This is a genomic window from Azospirillum cavernae (assembly GCF_003590795.1).
GTDB classification, from domain to species: domain Bacteria; phylum Pseudomonadota; class Alphaproteobacteria; order Azospirillales; family Azospirillaceae; genus Azospirillum; species Azospirillum cavernae.
Map to the genome: position 1 here is coordinate 2,230,143 of NZ_QYUL01000001.1, position 15,101 is coordinate 2,245,243.

Below are 15,101 nucleotides of genomic sequence, written 5' to 3' on the forward strand. Positions count from 1 at the left end.
CATGCCCTATGCGAGCCTGTCCGATCTGATCGACCGCTACGGCGAGCCGCTGCTGCTGCAACACGCCGACCGGAACCGCGACGGCGTCGCCGACGAGGCGGTGATCGCGCGCGCCTTGGCCGACGCCGACGCGGAGATCGACGGCTGGCTGGCCAAGCGCTGCCCGGTCCCGGTCGATCCCCCGTCGCCCCGGCTGCGGGCGTTGGCGACGGAAATCGCGTGGTATCGGCTGCACCAGGACGGGGTTGATGAAAAGACCCCGGCCCGGCTGGCTTACACCGACGCCATCGCGTATTTGCGGCGGGTGTCCGAGGGGCAGGCCGACCTGCCCGGCGCGGTCGGTCTTGTCGGCTCCGCCCCGCCGTCCAGCGCGTCGCCCGGCGGCGCGCGCGTGGCCGGAGCCGAGCGCGTGTTCAGCCGCGACCGTTTGCGGGGGTTGTGATGACCGGCGCCCGCATCACCCTCACCGTCGAGGACAGCGGCCTGAACGCGCTGTTCGCGCGCCTGATCGCCGCCGGGGCCGACCTTGGTCCGGTCATGGCGGAAACCGCCGGAGACATGGAGGAAACCACCCGTCGCCGCTTTGACACGGGAAGCGGACCGGGCGGCGTCGCTTGGCCGCCCTCGGCGCGCGCCAAAAAGACGGGCGGCAAGACCCTGGTGGACAGCGGCCAATTGGAGGCGTCCATCACGTCGCGTTCCTCGGCGATGGAGGCCGAGGTGGGCACCAACAAGGAATACGCCGCGCTTCATCAATTTGGCGGCGCCATCGACCGTCCGGCGCGCACCGTCGTCACCTATCGCACGGTCAAAGGAGCCATGAATCGCTTCCAAGACTGGCGGTTCGTGAAGAAGAGCCGCGCCAACTTCGCGGAAGAGCACGCCGTCGCCGGTCACAAGGCGGTCTACCCGGCCCGCCCGTTTCTGGGGATTGACGGCGCAGACGAGGGGCGGATCGCCCGGTTGATCGAACGCCACCTTGCGCGCGCCATCGCCGGGGGTGTGGCGTGATCCGCCGCGCGTCCGTCGTCGCCCGCCTGAAGGCGCAAGCCCCGTCCTTGCGGCTGGTCGAGGGCCTCGCCCAGTTGGCGGCGCTGAAACAGAACCCGCCCACCAACGTCCAGCCCGCCGCCTATGTGGTGCCGGTGTCGGAGACAGCCAGCGACAACCGGCTGGCCAACGGCGTGGCCCAACGCAACGCCGTCACCTTCGGCGTGGTGTTGTGCGTCACCGATCTGTCCGATCCGCGCGGGGTGGACGCGGGGGACGCGCTGGATCGTGCGCGGGGCGAAATCCGGGCGGCGCTGGTGGGGTGGACGCCCGAGGGCGCGGACGGCCCGGCGTTGTTTCTTGGCGGTGAAACCGTCGATTTGGACAGGTTCGGCGCGCTCTGGTGGATGGACCGCTTCCGCGCGACCGAGAGCATCAGGAGGATTGGATGAAGGACAACCCTACGCCGGGGCGCGGCGGCTGCTACGCGCTGGACGAGGCGACCAATCAGGTCGTTGACGCCTCCGCCCCCACCGCCGCCCCGGACAGCACCGCCGAAACGGCCAACGACGGCGCGACCACCGCCGAACCAACCATCGCCTCGACGCCGGAACCCGCGCGCCGTCGCCGTCCGCAGGAGCCTTGAGCCATGGCTGACGAGCAGTATTACGACAAGCTGGCTTTGATGGTGAAGGCGGAAACGGCGTATGGCGAAGACGCTGGCCCAAGCTCCACGGCCAACGCCATCCTGGCCCAAAATGTCCGCATCAAGCCGATGGCGGCGGAACAGATCGAACGGAAATTCTACCGCAATTTCTGGGGCGCGCGCCCCAAGCTGCGCACCGGCAGGCACGTCACCTTCGACTATGAAATCGAAGCGGCGGGTTCCGGGACACCGGGCGTCGCTCCGGCCTACGCGCCGATCCTGCGCATGGGCGCGTTGGCGCAAACGGCGGTGGTTGGCTTGGCGACCATCGCCGCCACGGCGGTTCCGGCCAACGGGGCGTTGGGGCGCTTCACCTATGCCAAAACGACGAAATTCGACGGGGCGTACAAGCGCGCCGTCACCCTGACCTGCACGACGGCGGGCGGCAGCGGCGTGGCCGCCTTCACCGTGTCCGCGCCGCAGACGCCCGGCGACGCCGCCTACAGCGTCACCGGCGTGGTGATGACCACCGCGTCCCCGTTCACGCTTCCCGGCGGCGCGGTCATCACGCCGAGCGCCATTTCCGTCAATTTCGCGCTCGGCGACGCACTGACCATCGCCCTGACGCCGGAGCGCGTGCTGTACACCCCGGTCAGCGGCGGCGTGGAAAGCTGCACCACCTACGCCAACCTGGACGGCACGCTGCATGTCGGTTTGGGCTGTCACGCTGAAATCGGCCTGAAAATCAGCAAAAAGGGCTTCCCGATTTGGAACGTGCAGTCGTGGGGCCTGTTCGTGCCGATCACGGCAAGCGGTCTGCCCACCGACTGCGATTATTCCGGCTTCAAGGATCCCGATGAAAGCGCGCCGGAGACGGTGCCGGTCTTCCGCCTGGACGGCTACGCCCCAGCCCTGTCGGAATTGACGATCCAGCTCGGCAACAAGGTCGGTTTGCGCCAGGTGGTGAACAGGCGGGGCATCCGCGTGTCGGGCCGCGACGCCACCGCCAGCCTGACCATCGACGCGCCGCCGTTGGCCGAGAAGGATTATTACGCGCTGGTGGACAGCAGCGCGACGGTTCCGCTGTGGGTGCGTCACGGCACGGTCGCGGGCAACCGGATCGACGTCGAGGCGACGGCGCAGTTGCAGGAAGTCGATCTGGCCGACGACGAAAACATCAAAACGCTTCAGATCAAGGCCGGGCTGCAACCGACGCTGGGCAACGACGAAGTCGTCTTCTCCATCCTTTGATCCTTCTTAAAACGGGGTTTTCACCATGTTCATCGTCTCGAAAAAGGCCGATCCCACCACCTTCTGGGCCACCGTCACCGGCTACGCCCCCGCCACAAAGCCCGGCGCCGCCCGCGTCAAATTCGATTTCGACATCCATTTCAAGCTGATCGACACCAAGCAGGACGACAATCAAGTCACCGATTGGGAGTGGTTTGAGGAGCATGTGATCGACTGGAAACGGGTCGAGGATGGCGAGGGGGGGCCGCTGGAGTTCTGCGAAGAGAATTTGCGCGCCGCCCACGCGATGGAATGGGCGCGGCTGCCGATCATCCAAGCCTATTACCAGGAAGTCTCCGGCACGGCGCAACGCAAAAAAAACTGATGGCCGCCGCGCGCTGGTGGGCGCGCGGCGGCAAACCGGCGACGGCCCCGCCGTCCGTCGGCGCGGCGAAGGTGGCAAGCGATCTTGCCGCCTTCGGCGCTCCACCGGAGTTGGTGGCGCGCTGGAACAAGGCGGCGGCGGGCGCGGGCCAGGACGGGGAAACGTCAAACTTTCTCGTCCGCCCGGATTGCTGGCGCGCCGTTCGGTTGTTTTGCGCCCTGGAAACCCAATGGCATTGGGTCGGGTTGGGCCTCGTCGGGGCAAGCCGCACCGGCTTGCGCTATGAGGCCGTCGAGATCACGGCGAGGCTGTCGAAAATGACCTTGAACCCCGCGCTGTTCACCGATCTTCGCGTCATGGAACATGCCGCGCTGGACGAACTGGCGATGGCGGCCCGCGAAGACGCGCGTCGGGAGCGCGCCCAACCGGGCAAGGCTGGCAAGAAGAGGGGCAAGCGGTCGTGACGCTTCAGCTCGCCATCAAGGTCCGCGCCGACAGCAGCGTCCCGTCCGACCTCGCGCCGTCCAGCGCGGCGCTGGATCAATTCGGCGCGCGCGCCAAGGCGTCGGCGGGCGGAAGCAGCCTGTGGGCGGCGGAGGCGCAACGCTCGGCCAACGCCGCCCAAGCGCTCCGGCAAAGCCATGAGGGCGTCGCCGCCAGCATGGCCACCGGGGCGCGTGCGGCGGTCCTGTTCGCAGCCAGCTTGGCGGCGGGCAAGCTGCTCGAATACGCCGACACCTGGACGCAGATCGGCAACCGCCTGCGTCTGGCCGCCCAAGACACCAGCCAGATGAAGGCGGTGCAGGAGCAGCTTTTCCAAGCGGCTCAGAAGGCCGGGGTTGGCATGACCTCGGTGGTCGACGTCTACAGCCGCGCGTCCCAGTCAGCCCGCGAACTCGGCGCAAGCCAGGAGCAACTGACCCGCTTTTCCGGCGGCGCCGCCCAAGCGGTGGCCTTGGGCGGGGCGAGCGCCGAAGCGGCGGCGGGCGCGCTTCAGCAGTTGGGGCAGGCGTTGGGGTCGGGAACGGTCCATGCCGAAGAGTTCAATTCGGTGTTGGATGGCGCGCCGCGCATCGCCCAAGCGGTGGCCGCCGGTCTGACCGCCACGGGCGGGTCTGTGGCCCGTCTGAAGGAAATGATTAACGACGGCAAGGTGTCGAGCAAAGAGTTCTTCGACGCCTTCCTGTCGCAAATCCCACGGATTGAGAGCGAGTTTGGGACGGCGGCGCCCACCATGGCGCAGGCGATGACGACGCTTCAAAACGCCATGACCAAGTTGGTTGGCGAGAGCAACAACGCGCTGGGCGTCACCGCCACCTTGGCGCAGGTCATCCAGGCGCTGGGAAAGAACCTTGACGGCGCTGCGGGCGTCGCTGGACAGATGGCGCTGGGGCTGGCCGCCATCGGCGCGGCGCGGGTTGTCCCGACCGGCATCCAGGCGTTGACCACCGCCATCGACGATCAACGGGTGGCGCTCTACGCCAAAGCCGTCGCGACAGTGGAAGCGGCGAACGCGGAGAAGCTTGCCGCCGCCCAATCGCTGATTACCGCCCAACGGGCGCAGGCGGCCACCGCCGCCACGCTGGCCGGGGCCGAGGCGGAATTCGCCGCGAAGGCCGCCGCCGCGTCCAGCGCCGCCGCTGGCGTGACGGCGGCGGAGGTGGCGCTGACGCAGGCGCGCGCCAAGACGTCGTTGACCACCAACGTCTATGTGGCCAACAAGGCGCTCGCGGCGGAACGGGAGGCTCAAGCCGCCGCAACGGCGGCGCGCGAGGCGTCGATTGCCGCTGACGCGCAAAAGGTCGCCTCGTTGACGCGGTTGCGCGCGGTTCAGGCCGAGGCCGCCGTCGCTGGCGGCGCTGTGGCCGCCGCCAACACTCACCTCACCATCGCCGCCGAGGGCGCGGCGGCGGCGTCCGGCGCGCTCGCCCAACGGGCGTCCCTGTTGAGCGCGGCATGGGGTGGAGTGAAGAGCGCCGGTACGGCGTTGGTGGGGATGTTGGGCGGACCTTGGGGGGCTGCTTTTCTCGCCGCGTCTGGGGCCGTCTATTATCTTTCGACCCGCACCACCGCCGCTGACCAAGCCCAAGACGTCTACAACAGAACCTTGGCTGAGGGGCGGAAGCGTATTGATGACCTTGCAGGCGCAACCCGTAATCAATCAGCCGCCCTTCTTGAAAAGCAACGAGGCGATGTGGCAAGCGCTCAGGCTGAGAATGCGAAAGCTCAGGCGGCGGTTGCCGCAGCCGCCGCAATGGAGCGGCGGCCTAGCGCGCGTGGTCTCGGTGGCGCAGCCGCCTCCGCCGCCATGCTGCAAGCTTCGGAAATTGCGACGATAACGAAAAAGACCGCCGAGGCGGCGGCGGCGGCGCTTGATGGCATGATGTCCGTCAGCCAAAAGACCGGCGACGCCGTTGGTCTGGAACTGGCCAGCAAGCTGGCGCGCGGCACCGGAGCCTTTTCCGCGTTGGACAAGGCGACCAGCGACGTCATGAAGTCGCTCGGCCTGACGATCCAGTCCGGTCGTCTGATGTCCAACGAGCAGGCCGACGTCGAGAAATCGACGCAGGTTCTGAACCGGGCGCTTGCCGCCGGTCCAGGCTTCTTGCGCAGTTGGGGGGCAAGCGCCGCTCAGATCAACCTTGTGCTCGACACGATGAGGCAGAAGATTGATCCGGTCGCCTCGGCGGTCGCCGACCTGAACCGGCAGATCGCCCAAATGCAAGTGCCGGACGGCGCGGCGCGGGCGGCGTTGACCACCCTGCAACAGATCAACCAGGAGCGCGCCAAGGCCGGACAGCAGCCGCTGACCACGGTCAGCCCGGAATATCTGACGCTGTTGGACAAGGCGAAGGAGCTGGAAACCCAGCGCGCGCAAGCGCAGGCGAACGCCCGTGCGAAGCTCATCCCTCTTGAGGAGAAGATCGCCCGCGCGCAGGCGGCGGGCAATGACGTGCTCGCCGCCAAGCTCACCCGCGAAAAAGCCATCACGGAGATGGAGGCGAAGGGCGTTGAAACGGCGGTGGCGGCGGGGCTGGCGCAGCAAGATTTCGACGTTTCCGTTACGGCGGCGGGCGCGGCGGCGGGTGAGGCCGGAAAGGGCTTTTTGCGGGCCGCCGATGGGCAGATGCGCTTGGCGCAGGCCGCTGGTCTGGGCGAAGCAGCGGCGCGTCAAGCCGCCTACGCGAACAAGCTCGCCGAAGAAGCAGCCAAGGGCAACGGCAACGTCGCCGCCCAAACCGCCGCGAACCAACGTGAAGAAGCCGCCGCCATTCTGACAATCCGCAACGAGACGGTGCGCGGGTTGGTGTTGGAAACTGCCAACACCAACGCCCTGACCACCGCCATGGCGGCGGGCGGCGAAGCGGTGCGGGTGGCGCAGGAGAACGAATACAAGCTCGGCCTGATCCGCAAGCTTGGCACCGACGCGACGGTGGCCGGAACGGCGGCGCAAAAGGCGCTGAACGACGCGCTGGACGCCTATCGCGCCAACCGCGCGGCCAACGACAACAACAAGCTTGAGCAAGAGCGCCGCGCGGCCAACGACAATCTGGCGCTCGCTCAGCGCGAGTTGGCGTTGATGGGCGAGGCCGAGGGCGTGCGGTCACGCGCGCTCGAAACCATGCGCAACCAGCAAGAGGCCGCGCGCAAGGTCGCCGAATTGGGCGAAGAGGGCGCGCGGCAGTGGTTGGCGTGGCAAGAGCAGATCGCCGACACCCGCGCCTTGATCGATTTCCAGAAGGAGGTGAAGCAGACATCCAAGAGCATCGCCGACGATCTGGCCGCCAAGATGTTCGACAAGGGCGGGTCGATCCTGGATTGGTGGCGGAACCTTCTGAAGCGGATGGCGATTGAGATCGCCAGCACGCAGTTCATCATGCCCATCGTCCAACAGGTGGTCGGCGCGGTCCCGCAGCTTTTCGGCATCCAGGCGCCGGCCAGCGTCGGCGGCGGGCAGACGGCGACGGGCGGCGGTCTGACGAACACGCTGACCAACACGGCGCTGTCGAAGGCGGGCGGCTGGGCGCTGGACAAGCTGGCGCCCGGCGGCCTGATGAACGGGCTGGACGCCTGGGGCTATTCGACGTTGGGCGTCGGTTCGGCAAGCTACGGCGCGCCGATGGTTGCCAGCAACGGCCTGTTGACCGGCGGCGGGGCGACCAGCCTCGCGACGCCGACGGGCATCACGGGCGGGTTGTCGGGCTATTTCGGCGCGGCGAGCGCGGGCGCGTTCGGCGGGGCGTTGGGGGGGCTGATCGGGACGGCGACCAACAGCAAAGCCATCGGCGGGTTGTCCGGCGCGGCGCTGGGGGCTGGCTCCGCCTATCTCGCGTCGGCTTTGGGTTTCGGCGCGCTGGGCGGTCCGGTCGGCCTTGCCGTCGGGGCCATCGTCGGCGGCATCATGGGGCTGCTTGGCACCGCCAAGAAGAGCGTAGGCCCCAACTCCGCCGCGAACGTCAAGTTTACGGCGGGCGTCGCCGGGTTGGGCGACGCGGCGGCTGACAACGGCGGCGACGTGACCAAGAGCAGCAGCGCCGCGACCGCCGCCGCCGCCCTGGTCAACGGCATCGTCACCGCCGCCGGGACGTCGCTGCCCAAGTCGGTCAGCGGCGCCGTTGGCGGCATTGAGTTTTTTGAGCAGGGCAACAAGTGGATCTCGCTGGTCAGCAACGTCCGCAAGGAGTTTGGCTCTGCCGAAGAGGCCGTCACCGATTTCGGCAAGCGGTTGATCGGCGTTTTCCAAGCCGACGGCACCTTGACCGGCGTCAACGCCGACGTCGTCACCGCGTTGAGAAACAGCAAGGCGACCAGCCCTGATAAATTGTTGGAAGACGTCAACTTCGCCAGCGCCTTCCGCTCGACTTTCGATCAGATGCGCGGGGCGCTCAACCCGCTGGACAACGACATCAAGAGTTGGACCGACAGCAGCAAGGCGCTGGGCGAGCAGATCAAGACCAACATCCTGGATTGGCGCGACAAGGCGGCGGGGTTGGGGCTGGCGACCGACAGCGAGCTGAAGCCCGCGTTGACGTCGGCGCTGAACGCGATGATGGGGCTTGGCCCGGCGGTGGAGCCTTTGCGTGGCCTGGCCGCCGTCACCAAACAGGCCGAGATCAATTTCGAGGCGTTCCGACCGGCGCTGCTGTCGCTGGGGCTGTCCGCCGATGAAGTCGCGGCCAAGCTCACGGCCTATGTCGGCGCGCAGAAGGCCGCCGCCGACGCCCAGATCGCCGAGGTGGAGCGCGTCGGCGGGCTGAGCCTGCGCGGCGCGCTGGACCCGTCGGCCCGGCTGTCGGTGACTGACGCGCTGAAAAACCTGTCGTTGGACCCGGCCAGCTTGACGCCGTTGCGGGTGGCGTTGGAGGCGTTGGACGCATCGGCCCGGCAGGGCGCGGCGGCGACTGGGCAAGTGACGACGGCGCAGGCGGCGCTGGGCGCGGCGCTTCGCGCGGGCCTGGTGCTGGGCGACCAGTATCAACAGGTCGTTACGGCCATCGCGTCCAGTTGGACCAGCTCCGCCGAGACGGCCAAGGCGCTGCTGTCCGGGCGGTCGGCCATTGAGACGGCCATCAACCCGTCCTGGCAGGCCAACCCCGACGACGCCCTGCGTCTGGCCGGGCTGGACCCGGCGCGGGTGGGTGGATTTGCGGCGAGCTGGGGGGCGCTGTCGGCGGCGCTGACCGCTGGGGCGGCCTCTGTGGACAGCTTGCGGGCGTCGCACAGCGATTTGGTCGCGGCCTACCGGGCCGGGACGATCACTCTGGCCGAGTATCAGGCGGGCGTCGGTCTGCTGACCAACGGTTGGGACCGCCAGCGGCAATTGCTGGCCGAACAGGACGCGGCGGCCAAGACTGCGGCTGACGAGCGAGCCGCTGCGGCCAAGGCCGCCAACGACGCGCAAGCCACCGCCAACGACGCCCAGATCAGCGCGCAGCGGTCGATTTCTGACGGCTGGTCCCGCATCCGCGAGCAGGCGCTCGCCGCTGTCACATCGCTGCGGCTTGACGCCAACTTGTCCACGCTTGGCGCTAAAGCCCGCCTTGATCTGGCCGAAAGCGAAATGTCGTCGGCTTACAGCCGCATCTTTACGGCATCCAACGACAACGACCGCGACAAAGCGGCCAGCGATTTCAATTCGCTCTGGCGGCCTTACTTGGAGCAATCCCGCGCCTATTACGCCGACCAGCCCGAATATCAGGCGCGACAGGACCGCGTGCTGGCGATGCAGGCGACGCTGGCCGGTCGCGCGGGCGAGCAGGTGGATGCGGCCAGCCGCGCGCTGTCGGTGGCTGAAGCTCAACGCGACTATCTGGCGAGCATCGACGCGCGGCTGGCCAACGGCTCGACCGGCGGCGGGGCGGGGGCGACGACCACCAGCGCCGCCGGGAGCTTCGCGACCAGCGCGCCCGGCAATTGGAAACTGGTCCAGCACGCGGACGGCAATTGGAGCGCCGAGCGCTATGCGACCGGCGCGGCGGCGCTGGGCCAGGGCGTCTACCAGCGCCCGACCAAATTCCGTGAACTCGGCGAGGCGGGGCCGGAGGCCATCATGCCGCTGGCCAACATCGGCGGGCGGCTGGGCATCCACGCGGTGGTTTCGTCCGGCGGCAGCGCCGCGCCGGTTGATATGACGCCGGTGGTGATGGCCGTCGGAGGCACGTCGGGCGCGGTGCTGGAAATCGGCGGGCTGATCGCCGCGCGGCTCGACACGATGATCGGCCAAAACGCCGCGATCCTGCGGGAGTTGACCGAAAGCCGCCGGATCAATCGCGACCTCGTCACGGTCCTGGAACGGAGGGCGGCGTGACCGATGAAATCGCCTGGATCGCGGAGCTGGATTACCGGCGACCGTCCGGGGTGGCCGAGACGCTGTATTTGTCCCACGGCGCGGTGCGTCCTATGCCGTCGTCATGTCCAGACCGACCCAATCAAAAGTACGCCAACCGGATGGTTGAGGTGCCGTCCTATCAGACCCGCGCGCTGGGCGATCCGTCGCGCTTGGGCGGGTCGATTGGCGTCGGCAACCTGACCGTCTCCAACGGCGACGGATCGCTGTCCTATTTGCGCGACTGTCGGCCTGTGGCGGTGCGACTGTGGCGTGGGCGGTCGGGCCGACCTTTGGCCGATTGGACGCCGGTCGCGACCTGCGGCGCGCGCGACCTGCGCTGGGACATTGGCGGCGAGCAAGCCGGGCGGCTGACCGCGCCGATGCTCGATGCGCGCGCCGATTTGGAGGACATGATCCAGGAGGCGACCTATGGCGGATCGAACAGCGGCGCGACGGGCTATGAAGGCGAGCCGGGCGGCATCAAAGGGCAAACCAAACCGCTGGCGCTGGGCGATCTGACCGACGCGCAAGTTCAGGGCGTGTGGGTCAATCAGGTGGCGCGGGTCGCGCAACTGCACGATGGGGTGGGCGCGGGCACCCTTGCCGCCGTCACGACGATTTGGGATCGGGGCGGCGCGGCTGGGTTGACGCTGTCGGCGGACAGCACGGGCACGGTTTTTGACGCCGCAACCCCCTCGTCAACGCAATACGCCACGGATTTGACGCGCGGCTATGTGCGCATCGGCGGGACGCTGGGGGCGCTGCCGACGTTCGGTCTGCGCGGCGCGGCAGCGGCGGGCGACACCGCGCCGTCAATCTTGCGCTGGCTGCTGACCCGGCGCGGCCATGGCGCGCGGATCGGGGCCAGCCTCGCGGCTTGGAATACGACGGCCAAGGTCGGGGTGTGGTTGGGTCAGCCCAACACCTACCGCGAGGCGTGGGACGTGGTGGCCGCGTCGGCGGCGGTCTGGGTGTTGCCCGATGCCGCTGGTCTGTGGCAGGTCGGCGCGCTCGCCGCTCCGGTTGGCGCGCCCGTTTTGGCGCTGTCTGAACGGAAGATCAAAGAGATTTCGGTGGCCGACGCCACCATCGCCCGGCCCGTTTGGAAAGTCACCGTTCGGTGGGGTCGCATCTACAAGACGTATGCGCGTAGCGATCTGGCGGGCGCGCTGGTTGGCACGGCAACGGAAGCGCGCTTGGCCGAAGAGTGGCGCTCCGCCGTGGCTTTGGCCTCGGCGGTCAAGGCGATCTGGGGCGACCAAGCGCGTGAGATCACCATCGACACCGCGCTTCGGGCTGAGGCCGACGCGGCGGCGTTGGCCGCCCAACTGCTGACGCTGTTTGGGCCGCGCCCCGATGGCTCGCCCCGCCAATTGCTGCGGGTCGCCGTCGAAATGACCGACGCGGTGCTGGCGCTGGCCCACGGCCAAGAGGTCGCGCTGTCCTATCCGCTGGAAGGTCTGACCGGCTCTTGGGTGGTCTGGGGCAAGCGCCCCGCCGCGCCAGCGGAACACCTGATCGAATTGGAGCTGTTCGGATGAGCGTGGATCGTAGCGCGCTCTGTCGCATCCTGGACCGCAATCTGGCGCTGGAAGGCTATCTGCGCGGCGATGGCTGGATCCACCTGGACGACGTCCTGCTGCCGACGGTCATCGAGGACGTGGCGCGCTGGACCGCCAGCGGCGTCGCCACGCTGGACATCGTGACGCCCGCGCGCGACCCGGTGACGGCGCTGATGGTGTCCGGCACCACTCTACGCCGCGACGCCGAGGTGCGGATCACCTACGCCGCAAACGACGCCTGCACGGTTCTGGCGCCCGGCGCGCCAACGCCGGAATGGCGGCGGATTTTGGGCCGGAGCTGGCGGACGAGCGGCCTGCGTTGGACGGCCCGCAACCTGTGGTCTGGCCGACCGACGGCGCGCGATCTGGCGGGCTACGCGATCCCGGTGCTCGACCTGCCGACGCGCTGCCGCCCGCTGGTGACGCGGGTCGAGATCGACAACAAAGGCGCGCCGTTCGACCTTGGCCACCTGTTTCTCGCCGAGGCCACGGTCCCGGAATGGGGCTTCGATTGGGGCCGCGAAATCGTGCCGGAAATCCAGTCCAAGCTGGATCGAACGCCGGGCGGTGGCCGGATCGTCGCCTACCGTCGGCCCATGCGCGTTCAGACGCTCGCCTTTGAAGATCTGACCGAAGACGAAGCGGCCCAGTTTCAGGATTTGTCGGCGCGGCTTGATCTGGTCGGGCCGGTCGCGGTGATCCCGGAGCCGACAAAGACGCGGCACCTGTGGCGCGAGGCGTTCGTGGGGTTTCTGCGCGAGGCGGTCGCCCGGCGGCAGGTGCAACCGAGCATGTGGCGGGCGTCGCTCAAAATTGAGGAGATGGTGGGATGACGATCACATGGACCGACGCGGTGGCCAAACTGGCCGCGCGCTACTGGAACAGCGAGCCGGTCAGCGCCGCAAATCCGGGCGGCTTTGATGAGGCCGTGGACGGGTCGCAGGCCGGTCACGAGGTCAATTTTCCGGCGGCGCTGGAGGCCGTGGGCGTCGCCGCCCAACACGTCGGCGACACCGCGCAGGCGGTCGATGCGGCAGCCGCCACCGCCATCGCTCAGATGGCCATCATCCAGGCCAGCGTCGCGGGCGCGCTTGCCGCGAACGTGCCTGTCTCGGAGACGGGCGCGCGACTGGTCGCGGCGGTCGATGCGGTAGGCGCGCGGGCGGAGATCGGCGCGGCCTCCGTCGCTGACGTCCAGGCTGCGCTGCCCGCCGGTCTCACCTACCGCATCGACCAACTCAACCGGCTGGCCGCGCTTGGCGCGGTCGGCGTCAAACTGTAAGTGTGAGGCTGCATGTCAAATCTGCTGAATACCCCCGCTGCATTTCCACTGTTCACCGAGAACTTGATCGCCGCAAACGGCACCAATGCAAAGATCTTTGTTGACTGCCTGCCGCCATCCATAGTCGCCGCCATCACTGGCGAGACCGCTCTGCCCGGCGAAGGCGCGGTGCGGCAGTGCATCCTGCGTGGCGGCGGTCGGGTGATTGATGGCAGCGTCTCCAGCACGGATGGCTCGGCAAAGTCGTTGTTGATCTACAATGGAGAGCGGCTGACTGACCAGAGCAACGCGGGCGTCATGTCGCTCACGACCAGCGGCGTCGCCCGCACAGCCGGGTCGTTTATCTCGGACGGCTGGACGGTGGGCAACGCTCTCATGCTGTTCGGGCCGCCCCTGGCCCGCAATATCGGTTCGGCGACCCAAGCCAACACGGGGTTGCTCGCCATCGTCACGGCGGTCTCAGCCCTGGCGCTGAGCGTCAGCGGCACGCCGTTCACGGTCGATGCCGCGCTCCCGCCCGGCGCCCGGCTGTTTCGAGTGTCCCAGCACACGCGCCGTGCGATACCTGCCTCGGCTGGCAATGCCGATGGTACGCCTCCGGTGCCGCTCATTGGTGGTACGCAGGATCCATCGGCCCCCTCGCAGCCCGACGCCGGGTGGGAGATGGGCCAGAGCAATGCGGTGATCGTGGCGCTGGTGGCCGCCGTGTCGGCGCTGCCAGCCAGGATCGACCTGCGCGCATCCGTGGCGATCCGCTGATGACCCGCGATTTTCTAACGGGGCTACCGCGCGCGCCGCAGCTTATCGGCCAGCCAGCGGCGAGCATGCAAAACGGTGGCTGGAAGCCCGTCGCGGTCGAGCGCATCTACTTGTCCTCCTCCGAAATATACGCGCCGCTCTACCCGTGCGAGGTGGAAATCATCGTCATTTCTCCCGGCGGTCGGGGTTTTCTAAGCGGCGGCGGGGGCGGCGGCTGCGCCTACAAGCGCCGCCGCGTGCTACCGAACGAAAAGCTCATACTCACAATCGACCCGGGCACAACCGCCACGAACTATTACGATACGCGCGGCAGCATCTCGATTGACGGCGTGACCGTGACCGGCGGTCAAAATGGTTCGTCGTCGCAGGCCGCTGGCGACCCATTCGGCGGGATCGGTGGCGTCGCGACCGGCGGACAAATCAACAACAACGGTGGTCAAGGCGGTCGGTGGTCCGGCGGAGGCGAGCGCGGTGGGTCCGCCGCCAGCTTGACGGGGCCTGGCCTGATGGCCTCCACCGCCAGCACCGGCCCCTATAGTGGTGGCGGTGGATCCGCAGGCGGCGGGCCAAGCTCGGGCGGCGGCGGGCAGAACTACGGTGGCGGTGGCGGCGGTGGCGGTGAGGGTGGCGGCCAAGGCGGAGCGCATCTGTGCCTCCTCCGGTTTATCCCAGTTTGAAGTGAGGCACGATGAACGCTATCTATCTCGAAGTCTCGCTACCGACCCGCGAACCGCGAGCCGGTACTCCGGTCGTCTTGCCGGGTTGGCTGGCAGCTCTCAACCTGTCGCCCGGCGAACTGACCGATCTGACAGATCGCGGCTACCCCGAAACAGGCTATGTGCACGTCGTTGAGGGGCCGCCTCCCGAGCCGCCGCCGGGCCACGTCGTCGAGCGCGACGGCTGGACGGTCGGCGCGACGACGGCCAGCCCGCATTGGAGCGCGCGGCCCATCACCGACGCCGAGAGATCGGTGATGGTGGCCGAGCGGATCGCACTGGTCAAAGCTGAGGCCGAGCGGCGCATCCTGAAAATCGCGCCATTGTGGCGGCAGGCAAATCTAACCGCCCGCGCTGCCGAGCTGATGCTGCTTTACGGGGTGCGTGGCGATGATCTGCCTGAGCCGCTGCGGAGTGAATATCGCGAAGGCCAAGCCGTGTGGGACCGGATAAAGGCCGTCCGCGCGGCGTCTGGTGTGATTGAGGAGGCGGTGGCGATGGCGGCTGATCCGACTACCGTCGATCTGTCGGTGGGCTGGCCGTGAGCGGCGTGAAACCGTCAAACCATGTGGCGCGCTACAGGCTGCCGCGAGAAATCACGTTGCTCCAATTTGAAGTGGCGCGTCCTCCAAAAACAAATGGCGCGCTTCACCGGCTGAAGCAAGGAAAAGGCCCACCCGGGGAAAGGTGAGTTTGACATGC

At 68.1% G+C, this 15,101-nt stretch carries 14 protein-coding genes; all 14 read left to right on the forward strand.

Features of this window, described 5'->3' with window-relative positions:
- Position 1 precedes the first annotated feature (1 nt).
- Genes D3877_RS10355 through D3877_RS10420 form a run of 14 tightly spaced genes read left to right on the forward strand, consistent with a single transcriptional unit; the run spans position 2 to position 14,944 of the window.
- On the forward strand, positions 2 to 442 hold the full coding sequence (locus D3877_RS10355; RefSeq protein WP_158599855.1) for a gp436 family protein: 441 nt from the start codon (positions 2 to 4) through the stop codon (positions 440 to 442).
- Entirely contained in the window at positions 442 to 1,011 is a 570-nt protein-coding gene (locus tag D3877_RS10360; RefSeq protein WP_119830504.1) for a phage virion morphogenesis protein, read from the forward strand. The genes D3877_RS10355 and D3877_RS10360 overlap by 1 nt, the downstream gene beginning before the upstream one ends.
- Positions 1,008 to 1,442 carry a phage tail terminator protein gene (locus D3877_RS10365; protein WP_119830505.1) on the forward strand — a complete coding sequence of 145 codons (435 nt, stop codon included), beginning with the start codon at positions 1,008 to 1,010 and terminating at the stop codon, positions 1,440 to 1,442. The genes D3877_RS10360 and D3877_RS10365 overlap by 4 nt, the downstream gene beginning before the upstream one ends.
- Positions 1,439 to 1,636 (forward strand): hypothetical protein, encoded by a 198-nt coding sequence (locus D3877_RS10370; protein WP_119830506.1) that lies wholly within the window; start codon positions 1,439 to 1,441, stop codon positions 1,634 to 1,636. Before D3877_RS10365 ends, D3877_RS10370 begins: the two co-directional genes overlap by 4 nt.
- Positions 1,637 to 1,639: 3 nt before the next feature.
- A complete protein-coding gene (locus D3877_RS10375; RefSeq protein WP_119830507.1) occupies positions 1,640 to 2,887 on the forward strand; it encodes a hypothetical protein in 1,248 nt (415 codons plus the stop codon).
- A 25-nt stretch (positions 2,888 to 2,912) separates the two neighbouring features.
- Complete coding sequence (locus D3877_RS10380; protein ID WP_119830508.1) at positions 2,913 to 3,251, forward strand: hypothetical protein; 339 nt, start codon at positions 2,913 to 2,915, stop codon at positions 3,249 to 3,251.
- The gene (locus D3877_RS10385; protein ID WP_119830509.1) at positions 3,251 to 3,715 is read left to right on the forward strand and encodes a DUF1799 domain-containing protein; all 465 of its coding nucleotides are present in this window, start codon (positions 3,251 to 3,253) and stop codon (positions 3,713 to 3,715) included. Before D3877_RS10380 ends, D3877_RS10385 begins: the two co-directional genes overlap by 1 nt.
- Positions 3,712 to 10,059 carry a tape measure protein gene (locus D3877_RS10390; RefSeq protein ID WP_119830510.1) on the forward strand — a complete coding sequence of 2,116 codons (6,348 nt, stop codon included), beginning with the start codon at positions 3,712 to 3,714 and terminating at the stop codon, positions 10,057 to 10,059. The genes D3877_RS10385 and D3877_RS10390 overlap by 4 nt, the downstream gene beginning before the upstream one ends.
- On the forward strand, positions 10,056 to 11,621 hold the full coding sequence (locus tag D3877_RS10395; RefSeq protein ID WP_119830511.1) for a hypothetical protein: 1,566 nt from the start codon (positions 10,056 to 10,058) through the stop codon (positions 11,619 to 11,621). The genes D3877_RS10390 and D3877_RS10395 overlap by 4 nt, the downstream gene beginning before the upstream one ends.
- On the forward strand, positions 11,618 to 12,475 hold the full coding sequence (locus D3877_RS10400) for a hypothetical protein (RefSeq protein WP_119830512.1): 858 nt from the start codon (positions 11,618 to 11,620) through the stop codon (positions 12,473 to 12,475). The genes D3877_RS10395 and D3877_RS10400 overlap by 4 nt, the downstream gene beginning before the upstream one ends.
- Positions 12,472 to 12,924, forward strand: coding sequence for a hypothetical protein (locus D3877_RS10405; protein ID WP_119830513.1), 453 nt, complete (start codon positions 12,472 to 12,474; stop codon positions 12,922 to 12,924). The genes D3877_RS10400 and D3877_RS10405 overlap by 4 nt, the downstream gene beginning before the upstream one ends.
- A 12-nt stretch (positions 12,925 to 12,936) precedes the next feature.
- Positions 12,937 to 13,683, forward strand: a complete 747-nt coding sequence (locus D3877_RS10410) for a hypothetical protein (RefSeq protein WP_119830514.1) — start codon at positions 12,937 to 12,939, stop codon at positions 13,681 to 13,683.
- On the forward strand, positions 13,683 to 14,360 hold the full coding sequence (locus D3877_RS29810) for a hypothetical protein (protein ID WP_158599857.1): 678 nt from the start codon (positions 13,683 to 13,685) through the stop codon (positions 14,358 to 14,360). The genes D3877_RS10410 and D3877_RS29810 overlap by 1 nt, the downstream gene beginning before the upstream one ends.
- 11 nt (positions 14,361 to 14,371) lie before the next feature.
- Complete coding sequence (locus D3877_RS10420) at positions 14,372 to 14,944, forward strand: hypothetical protein (protein WP_147395149.1); 573 nt, start codon at positions 14,372 to 14,374, stop codon at positions 14,942 to 14,944.
- The last annotated feature ends 157 nt before the right edge of the window (positions 14,945 to 15,101 follow it).